This is a genomic window from Pseudomonas sp. SDO55104_S430, assembly GCF_054070595.1.
Genome location: NZ_JBSVXG010000014.1, coordinates 19,809 through 43,437 on the forward strand (window position 1 = coordinate 19,809; position 23,629 = coordinate 43,437).

At 52.7% G+C, this 23,629-nt stretch carries 23 protein-coding genes; 15 read left to right on the plus strand and 8 right to left on the minus strand.

The window, feature by feature from the left end; genetic code table 11:
• Nucleotides 1-26 precede the first annotated feature (26 nt).
• The 12 genes from ACW9JE_RS04680 (at nucleotide 27) to ACW9JE_RS04735 (ending at nucleotide 11,999) form a co-directional block, all read left to right on the plus strand.
• The gene (locus ACW9JE_RS04680; protein WP_457432124.1) at nucleotides 27-2,234 is read left to right on the plus strand and encodes a bifunctional prephenate dehydrogenase/3-phosphoshikimate 1-carboxyvinyltransferase; all 2,208 of its coding nucleotides are present in this window, start codon (nucleotides 27-29) and stop codon (nucleotides 2,232-2,234) included.
• The gene (gene cmk, locus ACW9JE_RS04685; protein ID WP_224536687.1) at nucleotides 2,231-2,920 is read left to right on the plus strand and encodes a (d)CMP kinase; all 690 of its coding nucleotides are present in this window, start codon (nucleotides 2,231-2,233) and stop codon (nucleotides 2,918-2,920) included. The genes ACW9JE_RS04680 and cmk overlap by 4 nt, the downstream gene beginning before the upstream one ends.
• A 119-nt stretch (nucleotides 2,921-3,039) precedes the next feature.
• Complete coding sequence (gene rpsA, locus ACW9JE_RS04690) at nucleotides 3,040-4,734, plus strand: 30S ribosomal protein S1 (RefSeq protein ID WP_457432092.1); 1,695 nt, start codon at nucleotides 3,040-3,042, stop codon at nucleotides 4,732-4,734.
• A gap of 251 nt (nucleotides 4,735-4,985) precedes the next feature.
• Complete coding sequence (locus ACW9JE_RS04695) at nucleotides 4,986-5,267, plus strand: hypothetical protein (protein ID WP_457432093.1); 282 nt, start codon at nucleotides 4,986-4,988, stop codon at nucleotides 5,265-5,267.
• Nucleotides 5,268-5,420: 153 nt separating this feature from the next.
• Nucleotides 5,421-5,717: an integration host factor subunit beta gene (ihfB, locus tag ACW9JE_RS04700; protein WP_457432094.1), complete on the plus strand. Its 297-nt coding sequence runs from the start codon at nucleotides 5,421-5,423 to the stop codon at nucleotides 5,715-5,717.
• A 27-nt stretch (nucleotides 5,718-5,744) separates the two neighbouring features.
• On the plus strand, nucleotides 5,745-5,984 hold the full coding sequence (locus ACW9JE_RS04705) for a lipopolysaccharide assembly protein LapA domain-containing protein (protein WP_457432095.1): 240 nt from the start codon (nucleotides 5,745-5,747) through the stop codon (nucleotides 5,982-5,984).
• A 214-nt stretch (nucleotides 5,985-6,198) separates the two neighbouring features.
• The gene (rfbB, locus tag ACW9JE_RS04710) at nucleotides 6,199-7,275 is read left to right on the plus strand and encodes a dTDP-glucose 4,6-dehydratase (RefSeq protein ID WP_457432096.1); all 1,077 of its coding nucleotides are present in this window, start codon (nucleotides 6,199-6,201) and stop codon (nucleotides 7,273-7,275) included.
• Complete coding sequence (gene rfbD, locus ACW9JE_RS04715) at nucleotides 7,272-8,165, plus strand: dTDP-4-dehydrorhamnose reductase (RefSeq protein ID WP_457432097.1); 894 nt, start codon at nucleotides 7,272-7,274, stop codon at nucleotides 8,163-8,165. Before rfbB ends, rfbD begins: the two co-directional genes overlap by 4 nt.
• Nucleotides 8,162-9,052 (plus strand): glucose-1-phosphate thymidylyltransferase RfbA, encoded by an 891-nt coding sequence (rfbA, locus tag ACW9JE_RS04720; RefSeq protein WP_457432098.1) that lies wholly within the window; start codon nucleotides 8,162-8,164, stop codon nucleotides 9,050-9,052. Before rfbD ends, rfbA begins: the two co-directional genes overlap by 4 nt.
• Nucleotides 9,053-9,103: 51 nt before the next feature.
• The gene (locus ACW9JE_RS04725) at nucleotides 9,104-10,027 is read left to right on the plus strand and encodes a glycosyltransferase (protein WP_457432099.1); all 924 of its coding nucleotides are present in this window, start codon (nucleotides 9,104-9,106) and stop codon (nucleotides 10,025-10,027) included.
• Nucleotides 10,024-10,986: a UDP-glucose 4-epimerase family protein gene (locus ACW9JE_RS04730; protein WP_457432100.1), complete on the plus strand. Its 963-nt coding sequence runs from the start codon at nucleotides 10,024-10,026 to the stop codon at nucleotides 10,984-10,986. Before ACW9JE_RS04725 ends, ACW9JE_RS04730 begins: the two co-directional genes overlap by 4 nt.
• Nucleotides 10,983-11,999, plus strand: coding sequence for an MraY family glycosyltransferase (locus ACW9JE_RS04735; protein ID WP_457432101.1), 1,017 nt, complete (start codon nucleotides 10,983-10,985; stop codon nucleotides 11,997-11,999). The genes ACW9JE_RS04730 and ACW9JE_RS04735 overlap by 4 nt, the downstream gene beginning before the upstream one ends.
• 645 nt (nucleotides 12,000-12,644) lie before the next feature.
• Here the strand turns inward: ACW9JE_RS04735 and ACW9JE_RS04740 are convergent.
• On the minus strand, nucleotides 12,645-13,697 hold the full coding sequence (locus tag ACW9JE_RS04740) for an acyltransferase family protein (RefSeq protein ID WP_457432102.1): 1,053 nt from the start codon (nucleotides 13,695-13,697) through the stop codon (nucleotides 12,645-12,647).
• Between the two features lie 437 nt (nucleotides 13,698-14,134).
• Here ACW9JE_RS04740 and ACW9JE_RS04745 point away from each other — a divergent pair, with 437 nt between their 5' ends.
• Genes ACW9JE_RS04745 through ACW9JE_RS04755 form a run of 3 tightly spaced genes read left to right on the plus strand, consistent with a single transcriptional unit; the run spans nucleotide 14,135 to nucleotide 15,965 of the window.
• Nucleotides 14,135-14,650 (plus strand): NAD(P)-binding protein, encoded by a 516-nt coding sequence (locus tag ACW9JE_RS04745; protein ID WP_457432103.1) that lies wholly within the window; start codon nucleotides 14,135-14,137, stop codon nucleotides 14,648-14,650.
• A 14-nt stretch (nucleotides 14,651-14,664) separates the two neighbouring features.
• Nucleotides 14,665-15,534: a GMC family oxidoreductase gene (locus ACW9JE_RS04750; protein WP_457432125.1), complete on the plus strand. Its 870-nt coding sequence runs from the start codon at nucleotides 14,665-14,667 to the stop codon at nucleotides 15,532-15,534.
• Entirely contained in the window at nucleotides 15,531-15,965 is a 435-nt protein-coding gene (locus ACW9JE_RS04755) for a hypothetical protein (RefSeq protein WP_457432104.1), read from the plus strand. Before ACW9JE_RS04750 ends, ACW9JE_RS04755 begins: the two co-directional genes overlap by 4 nt.
• Before the next feature lie 994 nt (nucleotides 15,966-16,959).
• Here the strand turns inward: ACW9JE_RS04755 and ACW9JE_RS04760 are convergent.
• The 7 genes from ACW9JE_RS04760 to ACW9JE_RS04790 form a co-directional block, all read right to left on the minus strand.
• A complete protein-coding gene (locus tag ACW9JE_RS04760) occupies nucleotides 16,960-17,253 on the minus strand; it encodes a transposase domain-containing protein (RefSeq protein WP_457432126.1) in 294 nt (97 codons plus the stop codon).
• 293 nt (nucleotides 17,254-17,546) lie between these two features.
• Nucleotides 17,547-18,968, minus strand: a complete 1,422-nt coding sequence (locus ACW9JE_RS04765) for a hypothetical protein (RefSeq protein WP_457432105.1) — start codon at nucleotides 18,966-18,968, stop codon at nucleotides 17,547-17,549.
• A gap of 158 nt (nucleotides 18,969-19,126) precedes the next feature.
• Nucleotides 19,127-20,227, minus strand: coding sequence for a glycosyl transferase (locus ACW9JE_RS04770; protein WP_457432106.1), 1,101 nt, complete (start codon nucleotides 20,225-20,227; stop codon nucleotides 19,127-19,129).
• A complete protein-coding gene (wecB, locus tag ACW9JE_RS04775; protein ID WP_457432107.1) occupies nucleotides 20,227-21,321 on the minus strand; it encodes a non-hydrolyzing UDP-N-acetylglucosamine 2-epimerase in 1,095 nt (364 codons plus the stop codon). The genes ACW9JE_RS04770 and wecB overlap by 1 nt, the downstream gene beginning before the upstream one ends.
• A gap of 41 nt (nucleotides 21,322-21,362) precedes the next feature.
• A complete protein-coding gene (locus ACW9JE_RS04780; RefSeq protein WP_457432108.1) occupies nucleotides 21,363-21,740 on the minus strand; it encodes a GtrA family protein in 378 nt (125 codons plus the stop codon).
• Between the two features lie 4 nt (nucleotides 21,741-21,744).
• The gene (locus ACW9JE_RS04785) at nucleotides 21,745-22,701 is read right to left on the minus strand and encodes a WxcM-like domain-containing protein (protein ID WP_457432109.1); all 957 of its coding nucleotides are present in this window, start codon (nucleotides 22,699-22,701) and stop codon (nucleotides 21,745-21,747) included.
• Nucleotides 22,691-23,626, minus strand: a complete 936-nt coding sequence (locus ACW9JE_RS04790; RefSeq protein WP_457432110.1) for a glycosyltransferase family 2 protein — start codon at nucleotides 23,624-23,626, stop codon at nucleotides 22,691-22,693. Before ACW9JE_RS04790 ends, ACW9JE_RS04785 begins: the two co-directional genes overlap by 11 nt.
• Nucleotides 23,627-23,629: the final 3 nt, after the last annotated feature.

Genomic DNA, 23,629 nt, shown 5'->3' on the forward strand with positions numbered 1-23,629 from the left:
TCACTGCACTGCAATCTGCCGAGCCCATGATCGGTCGCCTGGTGGTGGTCGGTCTGGGATTGATCGGCGGTTCGTTTGCCAAGGGCTTGCGTGAAAGCGGCTTGTGCCGCGAAGTGGTGGGTGTCGATCTCGACCCGCAGTCGCGCAAGCTGGCGGTTGAATTGGGTGTAGTGGATCGCTGCGAAGACGATCTGGTTGCCGCTTGTCAGGGCGCCGACGTCATTCAGTTGGCTGTGCCGATCCTCGCCATGGAAAAAGTGCTCGCGCGATTGGCGAGCATGGATCTGGGCGGGGCGATTCTCACCGACGTCGGCAGTGCCAAGGGCAATGTCGTGCGCGCCGCCACCGAAGCGTTTGGCGGCATGCCGTCGCGTTTCGTGCCGGGTCATCCGATTGCCGGCTCCGAGCAGAGCGGGGTGGAAGCCTCCAATGCCGAGCTGTTCCGCCGTCACAAGGTGATTCTGACGCCTCTGAAGCAGACCGATCCGGCTGCGCTGGCGGTTGTCGATCGCCTGTGGCGCGAATTGGGCGCCGATGTCGAGCACATGCAGGTCGAGCGCCACGACGAAGTGCTGGCAGCGACCAGTCATTTGCCGCACTTGCTGGCGTTCGGTTTGGTCGACTCGTTGGCCAAGCGCAATGAAAACCTTGAGATCTTCCGTTACGCTGCGGGCGGTTTCCGCGATTTCACGAGAATCGCCGGAAGCGACCCGGTCATGTGGCATGACATCTTCCTCGCCAACCGCGAAGCTGTCCTGCGCACACTCGATACATTTCGCAGCGACCTCGACGCCTTGCGCGACGCGGTCGATGCAGGGGATGGGCACCAATTGTTGGGCGTTTTCACTCGCGCCCGGGTTGCTCGCGAGCATTTCAGTAAAATCCTGGCCCGCAGGGCCTATGTGGACGCTATGAATTCCAACGATCTGATTTTCCTGGCTCAACCTGGTGGCCGCCTGTCCGGTCGGATTCGCGTACCAGGCGACAAATCGATTTCCCACCGTTCGATCATGCTCGGTTCCCTCGCTGAAGGCGTCACCGAAGTCGAAGGTTTCCTCGAGGGCGAAGATGCCCTGGCCACCCTGCAGGCTTTCCGCGACATGGGTGTCGTGATCGAAGGCCCGCACCACGGTCGCGTGACCATTCACGGCGTCGGCCTGCACGGCCTGAAGCCGGCTCCTGGTCCGATCTACCTGGGCAACTCCGGCACTTCGATGCGTCTGCTGTCCGGCCTGTTGGCCGCGCAGAACTTCGACAGCACCCTGACCGGTGACGCTTCGCTGTCCAAGCGTCCGATGAACCGCGTGGCCAATCCGCTGCGTGAAATGGGTGCCGTGATCGAAACCGCCGCTGAAGGTCGTCCACCGATGACCATTCGTGGTGGCAACAAGCTCAAGGGCTTGACCTACACCATGCCGATGGCCAGTGCCCAGGTGAAATCCTGCCTGCTGCTGGCCGGTCTGTATGCCGAAGGCAAGACCACTGTGACCGAGCCTGCGCCGACCCGTGACCATACCGAGCGCATGCTGCGTGGTTTCGGTTACCCGGTGACCGTCAACGGCGCGACCGCTTCGGTCGAATCCGGCAACAAGCTGACTGCTACCCACATTGAAGTGCCGGGCGATATCTCCTCGTCGGCGTTCTTCCTGGTGGCGGCATCCATCGCCGAAGGTTCGGAGCTGGTGCTGGAACACGTCGGCATCAACCCGACCCGTACCGGCGTCATCGACATCCTGCGTCTGATGGGCGCTGACATCACTCTGGAAAACCAGCGTGAAGTGGGCGGCGAACCAGTAGCCGAGCTGCGCGTACGCGCGGCTAAACTCAAAGGTATCGAGATTCCCGAAGAGCTGGTTCCGCTGGCGATCGACGAATTCCCGGTGCTGTTCGTCGCGGCTGCCTGCGCTGAGGGTCGTACCATTCTGCGCGGTGCCGAAGAGCTGCGTGTCAAGGAATCGGACCGTATCCAGGTGATGGCCGACGGCCTGCTGGCGTTGGGCGTCAAGTGCGAGCCGACTCCGGACGGGATCATCATCGACGGCGGCCAGATCGGTGGCGGCGAAGTGCACGGTCACGGCGATCACCGGATCTCCATGGCGTTCAGCGTTGCCTCGCTGCGTGCTTCGGCGCCGATCCGCATCCATGACTGCGCCAACGTCGCGACCTCGTTCCCCAACTTCCTCGCGCTGTGCGCGCAGGTTGGCATCCGCGTTGCCCAAGAGGCTCAGTCGTGAAAAACATTGCACCGGTCATCACCATCGATGGGCCAAGCGGCTCCGGCAAGGGCACGGTAGCCGGGATTCTGGCCAAGCGTCTGGGCTGGAACCTGCTGGATTCCGGTGCGCTTTACCGCTTGCTGGCGTTCGCCGCGCAAAACCATGGCGTCGACCTGACCAACGAAGAGCTGCTGAAGAAACTTGCCGCTCATCTGGATGTGCAATTCATCGCGGCGACGGAAGGTCAGTTGCAGCGCATCATTCTGGAAGGTGACGAAGTCAGCGATGTGATCCGTACCGAGAGCATCGGTGCCGGTGCTTCCCAGGTGGCTGCATTGCCCGCCGTACGCGAGGCGCTGCTGCAGCGCCAGCGTGCATTCCAGGAAACTCCTGGTCTGGTGGCTGACGGTCGGGACATGGGAACGGTGGTTTTTCCGGACGCTCCGCTGAAGATTTTCCTTACCGCCAGCGCCGAGGAGCGGGCGCGCCGCCGATATTTGCAGTTGAAGGGCAAAGTCGAGGGTGTTAGTCTGTCGAGTCTGCTAGATGAGATACGTGCACGCGACGAGCGTGACACCCAGCGAGCGGTAGCCCCGCTCAAGCCGGCGGCTGACGCCATACAGCTGGATTCCACGGAATTATCCATCGATCAGGTGCTGGAACGCATCATGAGCGAGATCGCCATTCGCGATATCGCCGGGTGACCAAGAAGGCCGCAGGGGACCAGTCATAGTCCTGCAGCGCTTCTTTTAAATGAAACCAACCCACATCGTCTGGGATGTGGAGATGGGCGTATTTCTCGCCCTCATCAACAGGAATTAAAATGAGCGAAAGCTTTGCGGAACTCTTTGAAGAAAGCCTGAAAACCCTGAACCTTCAGGCAGGCTCCATCATCACCGGCGTCATCGTCGATATCGATTACCAGGCTCGCTGGGTAACCGTTCACGCTGGCCTGAAGTCTGAAGCACTCATCCCTCTTGAGCAGTTCTACACCGACGCTGGTGAGCTGAACATCAACGTTGGCGATGAAGTTCACGTTGCTCTGGACTCGGTTGAAGATGGCTTCGGTGAGACCAAGCTGTCCCGTGAAAAAGCCAAGCGTGCTGAATGCTGGATCGTTCTGGAAGCAGCCTTCGCAGCCGAAGAAGTGGTCAAGGGCGTTATCAACGGTAAGGTTAAAGGCGGCTTCACTGTCGACGTTAACGGCATCCGTGCGTTCCTGCCAGGTTCTCTGGTTGACGTCCGTCCAGTGCGCGACACCACGCACCTGGAAGGCAAAGAGCTGGAATTCAAGGTCATCAAACTGGACCAGAAGCGCAACAACGTTGTCGTTTCCCGTCGCAGCGTCCTGGAAGCCGAGAACTCCGCCGAGCGTGAAGCTCTGCTGGAATCCCTGCAGGAAGGCCAGCAAGTCAAAGGTATCGTCAAGAACCTCACCGATTACGGCGCATTCGTCGATCTGGGTGGCGTCGATGGCCTGCTGCACATCACCGACATGGCCTGGAAGCGTATCAAGCATCCTTCCGAAATCGTCAACGTTGGCGACGAGATCGATGTCAAGGTTCTGAAGTACGATCGCGAGCGCAATCGTGTTTCCCTGGGCCTGAAGCAACTGGGTGAAGATCCATGGGTTGCTATCAAAGCCCGTTACCCAGAAAGCACTCGCGTTACCGCTCGTGTAACCAACCTGACCGACTACGGCTGCTTCGCTGAGCTGGAAGAAGGCGTTGAAGGTCTGGTACACGTTTCCGAAATGGACTGGACCAACAAGAACATCCACCCTTCGAAAGTCGTACAAGTCGGCGACGAAGTGGAAGTCATGGTTCTGGACATCGACGAAGAACGTCGTCGTATCTCCCTGGGCATCAAGCAGTGCAAGTCGAACCCATGGGAAGACTTCTCTGGCCAGTTCAACAAGGGCGACAAGATCTCCGGCACCATCAAGTCGATCACCGATTTCGGTATCTTCATTGGTCTGGACGGCGGCATCGACGGTCTGGTTCACCTGTCCGACATCTCCTGGAGCGAAGTGGGCGAAGAAGCCGTTCGTCGCTTCAAGAAGGGCGACGAGCTGGACACCGTCATCCTGTCGGTTGACCCAGAGCGCGAGCGCATCTCCCTGGGCATCAAGCAACTGGAAAGCGATCCGTTCTCCGAGTACGTTCAAGAGAACGACAAAGGCGCCATCGTTAAAGGCATCGTGAAAGAAGTTGACGCCAAAGGCGCCATCATCACTCTGGCCGACGATATCGAAGCAACTCTGAAAGCCTCCGAAATCAGCCGTGACCGCGTTGAAGACGCTCGTAACGTTCTGAAAGAAGGCGAAGAAGTAGAAGCCAAGATCATCAGCGTTGACCGCAAGAGCCGCGTAATCCAGCTGTCGATCAAGTCGAAAGACGTTGAAGACGAAAAAGAAGCCATCCAGAGCCTGCGCGACAAGCCAGTAGCTTCGGATGCTCCAGTAGCCACCACCCTGGGTGACCTGCTGCGTGCTGCACAAGCGGAAAAGCAGAACTAAGTTCTGGCTTTCTGTAAAAAAGGGCGACTTCGGTCGCCCTTTTTTGTGCCCGAAATTCCTTCCCACCCCAACCCCTGTAGGAGTTGCCGAAGGCTGCGATCTTTTGCCTTTGCTTTTAATCAAGCTAGCCCACTGAAACCATCCCCCTTCCAACGCTGTCTTTTTCTTTAGAAGGATCAATTGCTTATTTGCAGCTAAGCTAACCCCCAAGCGAACGACGCTCGGCCAGCGCAGCCGGCATAAGGAAGTGAATGAACAAACTCATCGTCGCACTAGCAGTCGTGGTGGCTCTGGCAGGCTGTACCACGAACGCCAAGACCCACGCGGTGCGTGGTGTAAGCGGTATCGAAGTCGATTGTTCAGGGCTGGGTTCCAGCTGGGAGAAATGCAAGAAGCGGGCGGCTAAGGAGTGCAAGGGAGGAGGCTACAAAACGATCGTCAGATCCGACGACGCCAAGGAAGAAGATTATTTCCCGTTCGGCTTCAACCCGGCCGGCTACTTCACCCGCACCATGCTGGTCATTTGCCGATAGGAGTGCAGGCAGCTAACAGGCGATGGATGATTGAAGAGCCGCGCATTACGCGGTTTGCAGGAGGGTGTCAAAACTCATACTGTTCAAATCCATCCGGGCATGCTAAAACCGTCGGAGCGATTTTCCTAGCTGCTTGAAAAAGAAGGGAAAAATATGACGAAGTCGGAGTTGATCGAACGAATTGTCACCCATCAAGGGCTGCTCTCATCAAAGGATGTGGAGCTGGCCATCAAGACCATGCTTGAGCAAATGTCCCAATGCCTTGCCACCGGGGATCGAATCGAGATCCGCGGCTTCGGCAGCTTCTCTCTGCACTACCGCGCCCCGCGAGTAGGTCGCAATCCAAAAACCGGTCAATCTGTCAGCCTCGATGGCAAGTTCGTTCCCCATTTCAAGCCAGGGAAAGAGCTGCGTGATCGTGTGAACGAGGAAGAGGAGGGGGCGCTTTGACGTTCGCTGTAAATCAAGGAGCTGTCGATGCGTAACCTCAAGCGCGTATTGCTCGCGGTATTTGTTCTGCTGCTGGTTCTCGTGATACTGGCGTTTGTTCTAGAGAATCAGCAATCGGTTACTTTGTTGTTCCTGGGGTGGGCGGGACCAGAACTGCCGGTGTCTCTGGCTATAGTGTTGGCGGTTTTGATAGGCATGCTGATTGGCCCGCTTATAAATTGGGCTTTGGTACGTTCGTACAAAACTTCGCGCAAGCAGTCAGGCTAGTCACTCGCGGCCTGGCTTTCCTGGCAGCTTGTCTATATCCAATAGTAAAACCTTCGTTAAGCTGTAAAATGCTGGGCTTATTCGATAGTGGCATATTCGCATATCGGTTTAGATTGCCTCGGTCGAAGGCTTCCAGCTGACTGATGGTTTGCATTCATGGATTAGACAGTGCGCGACTGACAGCTCTGTCAACGACGCAAGGGTATGGTACCGCGTGAAAATTCTAGTTACCGGCGGCGCCGGGTTTATCGGCTCGGCAGTCATTCGCCACATCATCTCCAATACTACCGACTCCGTCGTTAACGTCGACAAGCTGACTTACGCCGGTAATCTGGAGTCACTGGCCGAAGTCAGTCAGAGTTCACGTTATGTGTTCGAGCGCGTCGATATTTGCGATCGCAACCAGATCGACCGTGTTCTGAGTGAGCATCAACCCGATGCGATCATGCATCTGGCTGCAGAGTCTCATGTTGACCGTTCGATTTCCGGACCTTCCGAATTCATTCAGACCAACATCATTGGCACATATACGTTGCTTGAGGCATCGCGTAAGTATTGGGCTGCGTTGGACGATAAACGCAAGTCGGGCTTCCGCTTCCACCACATCTCAACCGATGAAGTTTATGGGGATCTCGAAGGGCCGGAAGATCTCTTCACCGAAACGACGCCTTATCAGCCGAGTTCACCATATTCTGCCAGCAAAGCGAGTTCTGACCATCTGGTACGCGCCTGGGCTCGTACCTATGGTCTACCGACTCTTGTGACCAATTGTTCAAATAACTACGGTCCATGTCATTTTCCAGAAAAACTGATCCCTCTGATCATTCTAAATGCGCTCGAAGGCAAGCCGTTGCCGGTCTATGGCAAAGGTAATCAGGTGCGGGACTGGTTGTACGTCGAAGATCATGCGCGCGCCCTATACAAGGTTGTTACCGAAGGCGTAATTGGCGAGACATACAACATTGGCGGCCATAACGAAAAGCAGAACATTGAAGTTGTCAAGACACTTTGTGCACTGCTGGATGAGTTGTGTCCTGACTCCGCGCATCGTCCGTATGCGAGTCTGATCACTTATGTTCAAGATCGTCCGGGTCATGATCAGCGATACGCAATCGATGCGAGCAAAATTCAGCGTGAACTAAGTTGGACACCGCAAGAGACTTTTGAAACTGGTATCCGCAAAACGGTCGAGTGGTATCTCACTAATAAGGAGTGGGTCGCTAACGTGAAGAGTGGCAGCTACCAGCACTGGATCGATCAGAACTACGCGAATCGCTCGAACAAGGCATGAAAATTCTCCTGCTGGGAAAAAACGGCCAGATAGGTTGGGAGCTGCAACGCTCGTTGGCACCCTTGGGCGAATTAATTGCCGTGGATCGCCACTCCGTCGAAGGCCTTTGTGGCGACCTTTCCGATCTTGGCGGCCTGCGTGCAATGATCGGCAAGGTCAAGCCGGATGTGATTGTCAACGCGGCTGCTTACACGGGTGTCGACAAGGCTGAGACCGAGCGGTCGCTGGCTGACCTGATTAACAGCCAAGCCTGCCAGATCATGGCGCAAGAGGCTGCTGTGCTGGGTGCATGGGTTATTCACTATTCGACAGACTATGTATTCAGTGGCGAAGGTTCGGAACCTTGGGTCGAAACTGATGCCGTCTTACCCGTGAACCATTACGGCGCAAGCAAACTGGCCGGTGAGCAGGCGATCATTGCCTCAGGCTGTCGACATCTCATTTTTCGCACCAGTTGGGTCTACGGCGCCCGAGGCAATAACTTCGCCAAAACCATGCTGCGTTTGGCAAAGGAGCGCGAAACCTTGAGCGTTATCGCCGACCAGATAGGTGCCCCGACAGGCGCAGATCTGATTGCCGATATAACCGCGCTGGTCATTCAGCAAGTCCGGCAGCGTCCTGAACTGGCCGGTCTCTATCATCTCGCGGCTGCCGGCGAAGTGTCTTGGTACGGCTATGCCGGCCATGTGATCGATTTTGCCCGGGAGCATGGCGAAGATCTGCTGGTGTCAGTGATCAGTCCAATCGATACAACTGCCTATTCCACTCCCGCACGCCGGCCTTTGAATTCAAGATTGAATACCCAAAAGCTGCGTACCAATTTTTCTCTACACTTGCCGGATTGGCAAAGTGGTGTAACCCGAATGCTTAGGGAAGTTCTGAATAAATGAACACGATCAATCGCAAAGGCATCATTCTCGCTGGTGGTTCTGGCACGCGCCTGCACCCCTTAACCCTTGGTGTCTCCAAGCAGATGCTGCCGATCTACGATAAACCGATGATCTTTTATCCATTGTCGGTGCTGATGCTTGCTGGGATGCGCGAAATCCTGATCATCTCCACGCCGCAAGACCTATCGTGTTTTCGCAAACTGTTGGGGGATGGCAGTCTGTACGGCATAAAACTGTCGTATGCAGAGCAACCTAGCCCGGATGGCCTGGCACAGGCCTTCATAATTGGTGAGGAGTTCATCGGTGAGGATCCCTGCTGTCTGATTCTGGGCGATAACATCTTTTACGGTCAGCACTTCTCGGACAATTTGCGTTCGGCTAACTCCCAGCGGCAGGGTGCTACCGTTTTCGGTTATCACGTCTCCGATCCGGAGCGTTTTGGTGTCGTCGAATTCGACAAGACCGGGCGTGCGCTGAGCATCGAAGAAAAACCGCTCAAACCTAAATCGAACTATGCCGTCACCGGTCTGTATTTTTACGACAACGATGTCGTAGAAATTGCCAAGTGTATCAAGCCCTCTGAGCGTGGCGAGCTGGAAATTACCGACGTCAATCGAGCCTATCTCGACAAGAAGATGCTGAATGTCGAAATGCTCGGTCGGGGTTTTGCCTGGCTAGACACTGGTACTCACGAATCGCTGCTGGAAGCTAGTCACTTCGTCCATACCATCGAGCACCGTCAGGGCTTGAAAGTTGCGTGTCTTGAAGAGATTGCCTACAACAATGGGTGGATTACTTCTCAGCAATTGGCGACCCAGGCTAACGCCCTGAAAAAGACCGGTTATGGTCAGTACTTGCAGAAGCTGCTGGATTCGCCGTCACGCTGAGCAGTGTCATTCGCTCTAACAGTCGAGTTTAACAATGCAAGCAGGAATGGCATGTCAGTAAAACATCCTAAAGTCGCGGTTTTGCTGGCTGCCTACAATGGAATGCAATGGATCGAAGAACAGCTATCTTCAATCCTCGCGCAGTCAGCTGTCGACGTCACCGTTTTCATCAGTATTGACCCATCAGCCGACGGTACCGAAGTGTGGTGTACAGCTTATGCAGCCACTCATAAGGGTGTTGTTGTCCTACCACCCGCTGGCAGATTCGGTGGGGCCTCGGCGAATTTTTTTCGCTTGATACGCGATGTGGGTTTCGACGACTTCGATTTTATTGCATTTGCTGATCAAGATGATCGCTGGTATGCAAACAAGCTGCAACGAGCGACAGAGTTCCTCCAGTGTGAGCAGAGCGATGCTTATTCCAGTAATGTTTCGGCGTTTTGGCCGGATGGTAGTATGCACGTTCTGAACAAGGCGCAACCCCAAGTCAAATGGGACTTCCTATTTGAGGCTGCAGGACCCGGGTGTACGTATGTTATGACGCAACGTCTTGCCCAAGCGTTGAAGATTTCAGTCATTGGACACTGGGATTGCTTGCAGCAGATCAGCCTGCATGACTGGTATTGCTATGCCTTTGCCCGAAGTCACGATTTTGCGTGGTACATCGATCCCATTCCGTCGATGGACTATCGCCAGCATGAGCGCAATCAGGTAGGGGCGAACAAGGGGCTGAGTCCCTTGATCGCTCGCTACAAAACCATCCATGACGGGTGGTGGTTCAATCAGGTGCGAAGGATTGCAATTCTGGTCGGCCAGGATCAAACATCTTTTGTCAGAAGCTGGTTGCCTTTGCGGCGCTGGCAGCTTATCAGGCTGTCATTTAGTGCTTGGAGTTGCCGTCGGCGCTTGCGAGATAAAATCTTTTTCTTTTGTATCTGCTGGGCCACAGCCTTGATTGGAAACAGAGCAGCATGACAGCTTCTAAAGTTTTGGTGACCGGTGCGACGGGTATGGTCGGGGAGGCAGTGGTGTTCAGGTTGTTGCTGGATAAGCGTTTCGCTCCTGTTGCGACGGCCCGGGGAAGCACGCGGTTGCACGGCTTGTGCGAAGTCGTTCCCTTCGAGCTGACGGGCGGGCAGGAGATTGCTTCGCTTGAGGACGTTCAAGTTGTGGTACACGCAGCCGCTCGCGTGCACGTGATGAATGAGACTGCGACCGACACTTTATGGCAGTTTCGCAAGGTCAACTTGAATGGCACGCTCGACTTGGCCCGTAAGGCAGCAAAATCAGGGGTTAAGCGGTTTGTTTTCATCAGTTCGATCAAGGTTAATGGTGAGAGCACACGCTTGGGTGAACCGTTCAAGGCCGATGACAAGCCTTGTCCAAGTGATCCTTACGCCATTTCCAAGTGGGAAGCGGAGCAGGCTCTGTGGCAGCTCGGTAATGAAACCGGTATGGAGATCGTCATTATCCGCCCTCCGCTCGTGTACGGTCCGGGGGTTAAGGCGAACTTCCTGAGTATGTTGAACTGGCTCGAAAAAGGCATACCGTTGCCATTAGGAGCCATCAAAAATCAGCGCAGTCTGGTGTTTCTGGACAATCTGGTGGATCTGATAGTTACGTGTATCGATCATCCTGCCGCAGCCAATCAAATCTTTCTAATAAGTGATGGTGACGATGTTTCAACGACACGCCTACTGAAATGCCTCGCCTTTGCTTTGGACAAAAAAGCCTATTTGTTGCCTGTGCCTCAATGGTTGCTGACTGTGGGCGCATCTCTTCTGGGTAAGCATGCTGTTGCCAGCAGAGTCTTGGGTTCTTTGCAGATCGATATCAGCAAGAATCGAGATCTGCTGGGTTGGACTCCACCCGTCAGTCTGGCTCGGGCCATGCGTCAGACCGCTGACCACTATCGGGAAAAGTCAAAGAAATGATGCTTATCGCTTTGCTGTTGGCAGTGTTCCTTGTGTCATGGCTGATGACGCTGATCCTGCGTCACTATGCACTGGCGAAAAGCATGGTGGATATTCCCAATGAGCGCAGTTCGCACTCGATCCCTACGCCACGGGGTGGTGGCGTGGCGATTGTCCTGACGTTCGCTTTGAGCCTTCCATTCCTGTCCACTCTGGGGCAAGTCGAAACGCCGACCTTGTATGGATTGCTGGGAGCTGGGTTGTTGGTAGCAATGATTGGATTTGCCGATGACCATGGCCATATCGCGGCCCGATGGCGCCTGATGGGGCATTTCATCGCGGCTATATGGGCTTTGATCGGATTGCACGGTTTGGGTCCGATACAACTGTTTGGCATAGTGGCCGATCTAGGCTGGCTTGGGCATGTCCTAGCGGTTTTCTACCTTGTTTGGATGCTCAATCTCTACAACTTCATGGACGGTATCGACGGTCTCGCCAGCCTGCAAGCAATCTTTGTGTGTCTGGCTGGCAGTCTTGTCGCGTGGTGGACCGGGCATTTTGCATTGATTGGTGGACCGCTGTTGCTCGCTGCCGCCGTGAGCGGGTTTCTCGTATGGAACTTCCCCCCGGCACGCATCTTCATGGGCGATGCAGGGAGTGGTTTTCTTGGCTTGATACTGGGAGCATTGTCACTTGAAGCGGGGGGGCGGTCCCCGGAGCTATTGTGGAGTTGGCTCATTTTGCTGGGGGTATTCATCGTTGATGCGACAATTACTCTGCTCAGGCGCATGTTCCACCGCGAAAAGGTGTATCAGGCACATCGCAGTCACGCTTATCAACATGCCTCTCGACAGTATTCCAGCCACAGAGCTGTAACCTTTGGGGTGATTGGCCTGAATGTGATCTGGCTCCTGCCGATGGCAATCGCGGTGGCGGCAGGCATACTGGATGGCCTCACGGGGCTGGTCCTAGCTTATCTCCCGTTGGTCGTGCTGGCCTTCAAATTCAAGGCAGGAAAGCGAGAAACAACTTAAGTTGCTGCGATGAATTCGATGGCTGTTGAATGCCATAGGATATTTCAGGGATTGATGAGCTAAATGATGTTCTCCGGGGGCTTGCGATTGTTTTCTGCTCCCCGGTGGCACTGTGAATGGGTCTTTATCCGTATTAAGAAGTTATAAGCGGTGTTTGGTCGTATTTTCCAATTGTTGGAGAAAGCAATTTTGACTTCTATTCAAGCTTTGGCGCGTTGTTCACTGTCATGGCGGTGAGCATTTCGCTAGCGGCAAAAGATTTTCTCATTACTGAGCCATTTCGGTAATTGTGGAATATTTTTTTCGCTATCTACCTTATCCATTTTCCACTGCTTCCGTGCAAAGCGGAGTATTTCGTGAATTTGGCATTGCAGTATTTTCACTGTTGGGGCGCGTTGAGGGTCGCAGCCATTCCTACGCTGTCAGTTATTTGGCTAAATGTCGAGATTTTTAGGAAAGTTTTTTATTTTCCACCGAACCGACTTTCTAGATGAATTGGAAAAGTATCTTCTGCTTATCTAATCTTCCGAAGCTGAAAGATGTTAAAAAGATTGATCAAGCTATCCAGATAGCTGGCCAGACATTTTGAGCCAAAACCTGCCTTGAGCGGGTTTTTTAATCTAAAAAATTCTGCCTGGCCTCAATTTAGCTCTGTTTCACTCCAGTCCAGCTTGTGCTGGCTGAGCGAATGTAGGCGCGAGCTGGTTTTTCTACGAGTGAATAGGTCGCAGATGAGATAGCTATTAGTGCTGCTAAGTAAATATAGAATTTTTCTGTTTCTGAGCTATTAATATGCGGCGCAACGTAGATAAGGAATAGCAGATAAAGCGGGAAGTGTAGGATGTAAACTGCATAGCTAGCTTCGCCAAGAAAAATAGCGACACGGGACTCAAGTTTTCCGGTGTTTTTACTGTTGGTAAGCGAAAGGATCAGCAGGCCGAAAGGCAGTACGATCATCGGCAATCTGAAATAAATCCATACCCCTAATAGAACACACATTGCCAAGGCCGAAGAGGTGATTGCTATAATCGACGCTGGAATCTGACGGTTTTTTGCGAAGGTGCCCATCACGTTGCCAGCCAAAAAGAATGGCAGACTACGTAAAGGGAAGTACGGGCCAAGATAATCAATCAGTGGATTTACTGGTGTTCCATTCGTATGGGCATGAATCAGATATAAGTTGAGTGCCTCATGAGCCAAGCATGAGACTATTGCCACGATAGCCCCAATCCATAAATTTCCTTTTTTCAGAATAAATAATACTGCAGGGAATACTGCGTAGAAAAACACTTCAACAGAAAGCGACCAACCTGGGTTGTTCATCGATAGTGCATGTGATGGTGACCAGGCCTGCGTCAGAGACATATTCAGTATTAGAGTTAGCGGGTCCGGGGTGCTCAATAGCACAGACAGCCCGAGTCCAATAAGATAAACCGGATAAATTCTTGCAAATCGGGCAATCCAAAATTTAGACTTGTTAAATGTTGCTGGAAAGTTAGTGGCATAGACGCTTGCCATAATGAATCCAGAAAGAAAGAAAAAATATTGAACAGCGTAAGGTCCTTGTCTTAAAATTTTTGCAATATCTTCATTGTTGAACGGAGGAATATTCGCTCCAAAGTGAAAAGCCACAACAATTAAAACGGCAACAAACCTTGTGAAGGTAAGTCGGGAGAGATTGTTAACTGCCGTATTCATGCAAAATGTTCCGAGGGCTTCTTGATTCAAGGGTCGAACTATTTACCACATTTGACAGGATCAGGCCAAACCTGTTTGGAGCATCTCATTCCCATCGCCCTCCAACAACTGCTGCAGTTTCTCTCAAACGCCGGCCCGAATGCCGGCGTTTGTTCCTGTCCTGCATACGGCGATGCAGCGCCACCAGAGCAGGCCGCTCGATTGCTTGGAGCAGCACACGGCATGGCTCCGCTCATGGGGTGATTGCCATTGAATGCGATGCTGAAGGGGTTGCAAAGAAGTCGCGGCAAGAGTACCGCTGTGCGTTAGAGCTCGCATACGATACCGTTGCGTCGTCGAATCGGCCTGTTTCGAAAAAGTAATTTCAGTTACACAGAGGTGCGCGATGCGATTATGTTAGTCTTCCATTTTTTATTAGTACGCAGAATGGGAATGCTATGATCGCCGAGCTATCGGATGTATTGCAGAAGGGAGAAGTCGACTCCGGGGTCGTCATTGTAGGGTCTGGCCTGGCAGCATTTGCGGTGGCCTACACCCTTGAGGCAAAGGGTATAAAGAGTATTATTTTTGAGTCGGGGGAGGCAGTTGGACAGCGTGAGTGGAATATCACGTCTGAGGAAATTGCAATGGCTGATTACGGTGTGCCGGACAGCTACCCCAAGTTGCACTGCCGACGAGAGCGAGGGGGCGGCTCCAGCGTATGGGGGGGGTGGTGCAGTTCTCTCCGTCCCCATAACTACAACCGAACAGACCTTCCTAACTATCCCTCCTGGCCGATCACCAAGGATGAATTGCTTCCATCATACGTAAAGGCTAGCGAATGGCTGCAGCTAGATAATGGTGAGCGTGCCATACTCGACGATATTCCTGTGGACGGTATTCCACACTTAGTCGCCAAGCCTTCGGATTTTCTCCTCCTACGCGTTACGATACAACTCTTCGAGATCACGTAGAAAAATCCGAACTCATTACTCTTGTCAGCAGTGCTACCGTAAATTCCTTTATTGGCAATAAAGGCAGGGTTGTTGGGGTAGAGTTCACCTCTCCATCTGGCATGAAAGTTTTAAAGGTACATGCTGACGTGGTCATGGCTGGTGGTGCGGTCGGTAATGCACGAGTTATAGCTCGATCCAATCTTGGACTATCTAGTCATACAGAATCCTTTGTCGGAACTCATCTCTTTGAGCATCCCCATTGCTACTTCATTGGTAAGGTTCTGTTTTCTCCTGATGTCACAAATATTATATTGAAGGCAGAGTATTGGTCTCGCGATTTTTGCTCAATGGCTCCAACAGCTGAATACTTGCAGAAAAACTCTCTAACTGACTTTAATTATCAGTTTACAAAGGCACCGACGGCGTCGTATACAAAAGAAGAGGCCGCGTTGGCAGGTAACTATAAAGCCTTGTACGGCGTCGATGCGCAGTTCTTTCAGTGCACGCTTGGTACTGAGCAGGTTGCACTCTCTAAAAATACAGTTCTCGACTCAAGCGTAATCGAAGGCGCACGTGATGGGCACTTGTCTATTGATCTCGATACACAAAAGCCAATTGTGACTGCAGCAAAGAAATGGCTTCTGGGTCTTGGTGTTCACGCTTGGAGTGAACCAGTCAAGGCTGCTCCTATCCAGGCAGTTGGGCATATGCACGGCACCACGCGGATGGCGGCTGCGGCAGAGAACGGCGTAGTAGATAAAAATTGCTGTGTCTTCGGAGTTAAAAATCTATACGTAGCAGGAAGTTCAGTATTTCCAAGCGGTGGTTTTGTAAACCCAACCCTGACAATTGTCGCTCTTGCAATTAGACTAGGTGAACATATTTCGGAGGGCGCGAAATGACTACTCGTCGTCAGTTTATGTTCATTGCTCCAGCAGCGATGGTTATGCTCTCTGGTTGTTCCTTTACAAGTGATACTTGTGAAGAACGGCAGAGGCGATCGATTAAAAGAATAGTTAAATATGTTGATGAAAAAATTTCACCTCTTGATCAAGTGTCTCTTGATGAGAAGATGATTGATGTTGCATCAGTAGTTTCTGGATTGTCGAGTATTATCGGTGATCAAGAGATAAAAAGCGATTCTGATGCGGCGGCAGTTATCGTTAAGGCAATAAAAAAAGACTCGGAAAGCAAGAATTATGTGGTGTTGGGCGGTATGACCGTCACCCGTACAGAAGGGTTTATTTACTTGATCAAGAGTCCGCAAGGGTTTTCGTTGAAAGACGATCGTCTTACGGTTTTAAACGGTTGTCCCACTAAAGAGTTAAAATAACTGCAAGGTTAAATACTAAAAATTGTAAATAGTCCCGCCAAGTGCGTAATGCTGTTTACTAAAGCGGAGCACCCTTACGGTCTACCGGAAAATGGGTTTTTGACATCTTCACCGTCCTTGGTCTCGCAGACCTTGGACGGTGATCTAGAGATAGCCCATCGACACCTTTTCTTAACTCCAGCATCCGTCTTCCTGTCGTGGATACAGGGGGGCAACTGCCATCACAATGAATTGAACCTTAATGTATTGGCACGCCGGTTTGAAGCGTATGTCCGGCGGTGCTCGGCCAAGCGCCACCGCCGCATGGCTGGCTTCCCGACGAGTCACGTTGTAGGCCCGCAAAAGTTCCCACACCTCCTGATAGATCAAGTCGAATTTTTTACTGCGCAAGATCATCGCGCTCTGCTGCATCGAACTTTTGATATCTTAAACCCCAATTCGATTTTCCATCGTTCCTCATAAAGAAACCGGCTTGGTGCTGTAGGTTTCGGCTGGCAACGATTTCGTGACGTTTTTGAGTTTGCCTTGAATCTTTTAACTAACTTTGCGCGCTTCCCGACGGGTTGGAGGCTCTGGGGTTTCGCTTCTTGGCTTGCGGTAAAGCCTCCATCCGCAGCACTCGATCATGTTTGTTGTAGCGGATTATTCCCTCGTAGACCGTTCCTTTTTTGCCGGAATCAACTGGTGCCGCGGCTGCCGGCATTGTGCAAGCTCGACAGCAGTTCGGCTCCACATAACCTTTTACCGAACAAAGTGAACGAATGATCGGAAATTTGCTGAAGAAACTCGTCGGCGAGGCGAATTTACTGCGTCGATAGGTACTCAATCGAGCATCCAGGATGACGCACGTTCATCAGTACAGCCAGTCGCAGCATTGGGAGCGTGGTCTGGCGGTCGCTCGGGGTATTTGCCGATACGAAATGCTCTCGTAGCTCGGGCGTATCCCGGGGGTATGCATGAGTGCTCCGTCCACCGCGAACACCTGCAAGTCATCTCAGTTGTCACCGTCATAGCGCGCCGTACCCCAATGGGTTCCGAACTTGCGGTACAACCACTCAACGGGACCGGCCCTGAGCCGTTGCGGCTTCAGTGATACCACTGCGCGCCAGCAGATGATCGGAAGGCAGGCCTTGGGACAAATGATCAAACGCCTCGCCACTTCGTGTGCCGGCTCGTCGCGAAAAAGTGCCACACCGATCACCAGCCAGAGGACTTGGTCAGCGAACAGGCGACGTCGACGGATGGTGGCCCGTCTGGAGAACTCCAGCGCATAGGCTATCCACTCGATGGGATGTTTTGGTGTAGGTGCTGAGGTCGCAGATGTTGAAAAGGTCGATCAAGTCGAGTTCTTCTTGAACAGACATAAAAAATCCGATGCCAGAGGTCTGGCATCGGATTTATAGGGAAGCCCGGCTTGGACCCAAATGCTTAAGTGAATTGCATTACAGTTGATGTTTGGCTTCTTTGGTTATGATTTTTTGAGCGAGACTTTCGATGGTTGATTCACCGAGAAACTACCGCAAGACGGCGATAACTGCCGCGGTAAGTTTGTAATGCCTGATACTGTCAAGGTGCAATTAATTACCACATGCCTCGATAAAGATCAGAATAATCGTATTGTGGTCCGGACATGGTAATGGTTGAGACGGAGAAAAATAGCGTTGCCGATATCAGCAACGCCAACCCTACCCATAACCAGTTTTTACTGATTGTGTCTTTGAGTGAACTAAAGTCGGTGGTAAAGGCGAGAGCGCAATAGATAGATACGTGCAGCGCTAGGAAGAACCGGGTTTCAATTGCTCCTGGGACAATCGCTATGACTGGCAACAACGTTAGAAGCGTCCAGAAGGTAGCGTTAATTTTCTGCTGCTTAGCAGCTCTTTGCTGTGAAATGGCCAAGGTTATGACAAGGAAGCCTGCGAATAGAATAAGAAAGTTTACCAGCGCCAGTCCATTCCTTCTCCAGGGTTGCCCAGTCGTGTAGACCTCACCATCTCGCAGGTCGAGGCCGTTCACAACGTGCCGACCATAAATGGCGATAAAGTCGATGGGATGTTGCAATGCCAGCTTCAGATATGCGCTTAGCCCGAAACGTTCTTTACCAATGTTATTATCTGCAAACAGGCGCTCGCCGGCCTTGTCTAGATAAAACACTCCTGCTCCTGGGGAAGTTTTGTCGACCGAGGTTTCATACCGTTGTAATGTAATTCCCCAAAGCAACTGACTGGCAAACAGCGAGCGGTTGTAAGGGGAGGTCGTGATCACCATTGGAGAATAGGAATTCTGATTTTTATGGTTGATCACGATCTGGGGAATGCTGGCGATTGCAGCGCCTAGAAAGAAGGCCAGTGAGGCGTAAACTCGAGTTCGAGCATCGTGCTTGTAATACACTATTAGACCCGTGGCCAATGCCAGTGCGCCAGCGGGAAAAAGGAATATTGTGCGGGTGTTATAGGCGCCGTAGGCAAGCAATCCTGCAAGCAACAACAGCATATATCGCTTCAGACGGGTAGTGGCGTCGACTGAGGACAATACGCAGGCCGATGCACCAATCATCAGTGCCAAAGCCGGAAGGTCACTCAGGCTGAAGATAATTACGCCAGGAAAGAGTATGGCTACCAGTAATGGTGTGATCAGGCGACGCAGGAAAGAGATTTGCCCTCCAAATACCTGAACATAGAAAGCCGGTACCAATATTGCGAAAAAGTAAGCATAGGCCAGCGAGGAAATGATCCGGTAGGGCAAGAGGCCCAGTACGGGAATTGAGTCCGACACGAAGCGAGCTGGTGCCAGCAATGCTGGATAGAAATACCCCCTGATTCCTTTCGGAAAATCAAATAGCAGATTGGCCGCGCTGAGCTTCCAGTAACCGCCGGCATCCCAAGGAAACTCGGCAACGCCTTTGATCTTGTGCAGTATCATGAAAATTAGTGCGGCAGTTAAAAAAGCTGCTAGTTTCTGATGTTGATCGGCTAAACGAATAATATCCGTTCGCTGGGTCATCAAGTTGCATTCCATTTGGGTCATATAACACCGTGATTGATATTAAGCAGTGGTGGAAGACCCTTAGCGCCGGGCGACATCTACCGAATTTCCTTGCAGCGACTAAAGAACCTTGACGGGAGGGCTGCCACCGTCAGGTTATCGGTTGTTACGTCGTTTCAAATCAGATCTGAGGCGTCAAATCGGGTTCGCCAGCTACTGGCTGCCTTGAACTCTTCCGCGCGCGCCAATGTCATTTGATATTTCAAAGCATTGCCGATGGCCTCCCTGACTTCAATCTGGGTATCGCAGAGAAAGATCCCTTCCTCATGCCCTCTATAAAACATTTCGCCGAAACGGGTCGATATCACTGGCAGACCCAGAGCTTTGTACTCGTAGTACTTGATAGGGTCTACCGACGCGGTCAACTCGTTTTTTACGAAGGGAATAATCGCGACGTCAAATGACAGCATCCTGACCAAGGCATCCTTATGGCTGCAGGGAGGGAACACCTTGATGTTTGTCGGTAGTTTTGACGTATACGGTTTGAATATCGGACCAACGATGTGAATCAGATCGTCAGGACGTGACTGCGCAAACCGGATGACCCACTGCCAATCGAACCAGGCGCCAACGGTCCCGAGATAACCAAAGATCTTTGGAGCATTGGAGCTGATTTGGAGGCGTGTGGAGGGAAGCAGCGCAGTATCCAGGCCATTGGGTACCAATCTGACATTTGCACTATGTTGCTCCCATTTTTGCCTTAGCCGGGTCGATGAGGCGAGGATCGTTTTGACTTTGCGACCAATCGCCAATTCCCTACGGGCCATTGCCGAGCGGGAAAGACCGCTGAAGAACGTAGGGAAGTCGTCCATCGCGTCGTAAACGGCATCACACTTCTCCAATCGTTTAAGTACCTGCAATGCAAGGACGGTTGGTTTGCCGATTACGAGCAAGGTTTCTTGGCATTTCGCGAATTGGGTAACTGTATCTAGCAATTCCGACCAATAGAGGCGACCGTTGATCAAACCTGATGCGGGAAATGGCTCGATCGGTAAAGCCTTTGGTTTCAACACAGTTAGCCAAGGCTCATGCGGATCGGTTTCGGTTTTGTCACTGACGCCAATTTTGCTGAAATCGGCAAGGCACGGAAAACGGCTTGGGTACGGCTCGAGCCACAGCACTTCGCCGCTGGTCTTTTCATGAAACCAGCGAACAAACTTCTGGGGGCGCTGGGCAAAGCTTGCCCAAGGCACCGGAGATAAATATACGAGGCGCATTAAGCGCAATGCTCTTTGAGCACCGCCACAATGCGTTCTGCACCTTTGCCGTCACCATAAGGCGAAACGCCGCGAGCCATTGCCTTATAGGCCTCTTTGCTGTCCAGTAGCGTTTGTGCTTCCAGGAGGATGCGCTCGCGGTTAGGGCCAACCAGTTTGACTACACCCATTTCTACTGCTTCCGGACGCTCGGTTTCGTCGCGCAGAACCAGTACCGGAATCGCCAGTGCTGGCGCTTCTTCTTGTACGCCACCGGAGTCACTGATGATCAGGTAAGCCTTTTTCATTGCAGCGATGAATGGGGCGTAATCGAGCGGATCGCACAGAATGATGTTGGGAATGTTACCCAGCACCTTATAAGCCGTGTCCTTGACGTTCGGATTCGGATGCACCGGATAAAGGATTTGTACATCGTCATTGCGTTCGGCCAGGGTTTTGAGCGCGTGGCAGATTTCTTCGAAGGGAGCGCCGAAATTCTCGCGGCGGTGCGAAGTCACCAGGATCAGGCGTTTGCTGTCGTCAAGCTCAATGTCTAAGGTTAGCTCCTTTGCGGCTGTCATCAGCAAGGCATCGATAACAGTGTTGCCAGTTACCGTGATGTCTTTTTCCGCAAACCCTTCTTTCAAAAGATTTGCCTTCGAGCTTTCGGTCGGAGCAAAGTGCCAGTGTGTCAGGCTGCCAGCCAATACGCGGTTGGCTTCCTCCGGGAACGGGTTTTGCATATCCCAGGTACGTAGACCGGCTTCAACGTGACCGAACGGAATCTTATGATAGAAGCATGCCAGCGCCATGGCGAACACCGTGGTGGTGTCGCCTTGAGCAAGTACGACGTCGGGTTTTTCTTCCAGGAGTACTTTGTCCAGCTCCAGCAATAGTCGTGCAGTCAGCTCTGTCAGGTTCTGATTGGGTTTCATGATGTTCAGATCGATATCCGGGCGGATGTCGAAGAAGTCCATTACCTGATCCAGCATTTGTCGATGCTGGGCGGTCGCCAGAACGCGGACTTCTGCCCACGGTTCCTGTTTGAGCGCCAGAATGACTGGGGCCATTTTGATGGCTTCTGGGCGGGTGCCGACCGTGCAAATGATTTTCATCGGGTCTTTCCTTTGCAAATTGGAGCGAATTGACAGCTGGATCAGGTGCGATGCAGAAACCAGCGGGTCAATACGAAAGTAACAGGGATGGTCACTACAATGACGACCAGTGGTGCGACACCTTGGGGGATGCCAAAGCGCTCGACGAAGACACTCAGCAGCACTGCTGACAACAGATATTGCGCCAGGTACACCAACGGAAAGGCAAAAAAGCCTTTCCAGCTGACGGGCGTTCTGAACACAATCGTGGCGTTGAACCAGTACGAAAAAACGATACCTGTAGCGAATGCAAGGGCATAAGCCACCTGATAGGGCAGCACGATCTGCAGGACGTAGTACAACGCGAAGGTAAAGGCAGTGTTGATGCCGCCGCCGATTACAAACTTGATCAGGTCAGTGAGTTTTTTCTGTTTCGACATCCAGTCAGGCCTGCTGGGATTTGATCAGGCCGACGAATTCGCTGTAATCGCGAATATAGTCGGCAGAGTCGTAATAGTCGGATGCGAAAACCAACAGCATGGCGTCCTGCGAGTACTTGTACTGGATGCCCCAAGTCATTGGTGGCAGGTAAAGGCCCATATTGGGCTTATCCAAGGTGATTTCTTCGCGCGTCTTGCCATCGTCTACGACCACACGGATGCTGCCTCGGGCCGCAATCAAAAACTGGTGGCACTGATGGTGTGCGTGCTCGCCGCGGGTGTCGGCGGTAGGTACGTCGTAGACGAGAAAGTAGCGTTTCGGTGTGAATGGGATTTCCCGCTCGAACTCACCTACTGACAGACTACCCCTCAAATCGGGAACGGCTTTAAATGTATGTAGGGTCACGCCAGCAACATTAGTTCCAGTTACAGCTGGTTTCGATGAAGCACTGACTTTCATGCTTTCGCTGGAGTTATCTAAAGCGTCGGCATAGCCAATGATTTTGGCCGGGTTGCCGACCACGATAGCAAACGGTGGAACCGACCGGGTCACGACCGCGCCAGCACCGACCATGGCGTTTTCTCCGATGGTCAAACCCGGAAGAATGGTTGCGTTGGCACCGATACTCGCCCGAGCTTTCACCACGGTGCGCAGGAACTCGTCCGGGTACTGCTTGCTGCGCGGCATCCGGTCATTGGTGAACGTGGCATTGGGGCCAATGAACACATCATTCTCGATATTTATGCCGTCCCACACTTGTACTCCGCACTTGATCGTGACGCGATCGCCGATGACCACATCGTTTTCGATGAAGACGTTGTCGCAGATATTGCATTCTGCCCCCATGCGCGCTTCAGGCAGCACGTGCGCGAAGGCCCAGATCTTGGTGTCTTTGCCGATGTGAGGCGATTCGCACAATCCGTTCGGGTGAACGAAGAATTCAGCATTTTCATTTGTCATGATTAAAACTCTCGGTCCTCATCGGGATGGCTAGTGGCCGTGCCTTGGTGTTTTCATAGGTACGCCATGCGTACGAACCCACGATGCCCAGGCCCAGCAGGTTGGCAGCCCCAAGGAAGACGATGGCATTGATGGTCATTGCATAGCCCGAAACCGAGATCAGCCCCAGCAAGCGCGCAATGGTGACGACGATACCGAAGCCCGCCGCGAGCAAGGTGGTCACGCCCCCCAGTCGGGTAAGCAGGCGGATGGGCAGATCCGTGAAAGCGAAGATGCTGTCCATCATGTAGTTCACCTTTTTGGAGAACGTCCATGCCGACTTGCCATGCTCGCGTTTCAGGCGATTGTAGGAAATGGTTTTGCGGCGATAGCCCAGCCAGAAAATCTGCGCGATCAACGAGCTGTGTCGTTCATCCAGAGTTAGCAGCGTATCGCGAAAGGCCTTGTTGCAACCGAACACATCCACGCCGCCTTCCGGAATCTCTGGCACCACGTAGCGACGGTACAGGTTCCAGAACGTCTTGGAGGCGATGCGCGATAACAACGGATCGTCGCGTCCCTCGCGTACACCGAGCACGACGTCGTACTGCCCAGTCAGCAGTTGCGTGTTCATCTCGAGCGCCAGTTCGGGCGGTTCCTGCAGGTCGGCGGCCATGACCGCAAAACGATCCCCTCGACCGGCTTCAAGACCCACCCGAATGGCCGGGAACGAGCCGAAGTTGCGCGACAGCAGCACTAATCGCGACTCGAAGTGCTGTTTGGGCAATTCATCGCGCAAGATTTCGTAGCAACGGTCAGGGCTGCCATCGATCACAAATACAGCTTCGAAATCGCCTGCCAGCTTGCTATTCAGTCCATCGATGGCGACTAACAAGTCTGGCAATGAGCCTTCATTTTTGTAGACAGGGATGACTAACGTTAGCAAACG

Excerpts from the sequence above, each read along its gene's own strand:
- ACW9JE_RS04785 (WP_457432109.1), bottom strand. The coding sequence starts at position 22,701 with ATGACAAATGAAAATGCTGAATTCTTCGTTCACCCGAACGGATTGTGC.
- ACW9JE_RS04730 (WP_457432100.1), top strand. The coding sequence starts at position 10,024 with ATGACAGCTTCTAAAGTTTTGGTGACCGGTGCGACGGGTATGGTCGGG.
- ACW9JE_RS04745 (WP_457432103.1), top strand. The coding sequence starts at position 14,135 with ATGATCGCCGAGCTATCGGATGTATTGCAGAAGGGAGAAGTCGACTCC.
- rpsA (WP_457432092.1), top strand. The coding sequence starts at position 3,040 with ATGAGCGAAAGCTTTGCGGAACTCTTTGAAGAAAGCCTGAAAACCCTG.
- ACW9JE_RS04725 (WP_457432099.1), top strand. The coding sequence starts at position 9,104 with ATGTCAGTAAAACATCCTAAAGTCGCGGTTTTGCTGGCTGCCTACAAT.
- ACW9JE_RS04705 (WP_457432095.1), top strand. The coding sequence starts at position 5,745 with ATGCGTAACCTCAAGCGCGTATTGCTCGCGGTATTTGTTCTGCTGCTG.
- ACW9JE_RS04755 (WP_457432104.1), top strand. The coding sequence starts at position 15,531 with ATGACTACTCGTCGTCAGTTTATGTTCATTGCTCCAGCAGCGATGGTT.
- rfbA (WP_457432098.1), top strand. The coding sequence starts at position 8,162 with ATGAACACGATCAATCGCAAAGGCATCATTCTCGCTGGTGGTTCTGGC.
- ihfB (WP_457432094.1), top strand. The coding sequence starts at position 5,421 with ATGACGAAGTCGGAGTTGATCGAACGAATTGTCACCCATCAAGGGCTG.
- wecB (WP_457432107.1), bottom strand. The coding sequence starts at position 21,321 with ATGAAAATCATTTGCACGGTCGGCACCCGCCCAGAAGCCATCAAAATG.
- ACW9JE_RS04765 (WP_457432105.1), bottom strand. The coding sequence starts at position 18,968 with ATGACCCAGCGAACGGATATTATTCGTTTAGCCGATCAACATCAGAAA.
- ACW9JE_RS04735 (WP_457432101.1), top strand. The coding sequence starts at position 10,983 with ATGATGCTTATCGCTTTGCTGTTGGCAGTGTTCCTTGTGTCATGGCTG.
- ACW9JE_RS04740 (WP_457432102.1), bottom strand. The coding sequence starts at position 13,697 with ATGAATACGGCAGTTAACAATCTCTCCCGACTTACCTTCACAAGGTTT.
- rfbD (WP_457432097.1), top strand. The coding sequence starts at position 7,272 with ATGAAAATTCTCCTGCTGGGAAAAAACGGCCAGATAGGTTGGGAGCTG.
- ACW9JE_RS04695 (WP_457432093.1), top strand. The coding sequence starts at position 4,986 with ATGAACAAACTCATCGTCGCACTAGCAGTCGTGGTGGCTCTGGCAGGC.
- ACW9JE_RS04770 (WP_457432106.1), bottom strand. The coding sequence starts at position 20,227 with ATGCGCCTCGTATATTTATCTCCGGTGCCTTGGGCAAGCTTTGCCCAG.
- ACW9JE_RS04680 (WP_457432124.1), top strand. The coding sequence starts at position 27 with ATGATCGGTCGCCTGGTGGTGGTCGGTCTGGGATTGATCGGCGGTTCG.
- ACW9JE_RS04780 (WP_457432108.1), bottom strand. The coding sequence starts at position 21,740 with ATGTCGAAACAGAAAAAACTCACTGACCTGATCAAGTTTGTAATCGGC.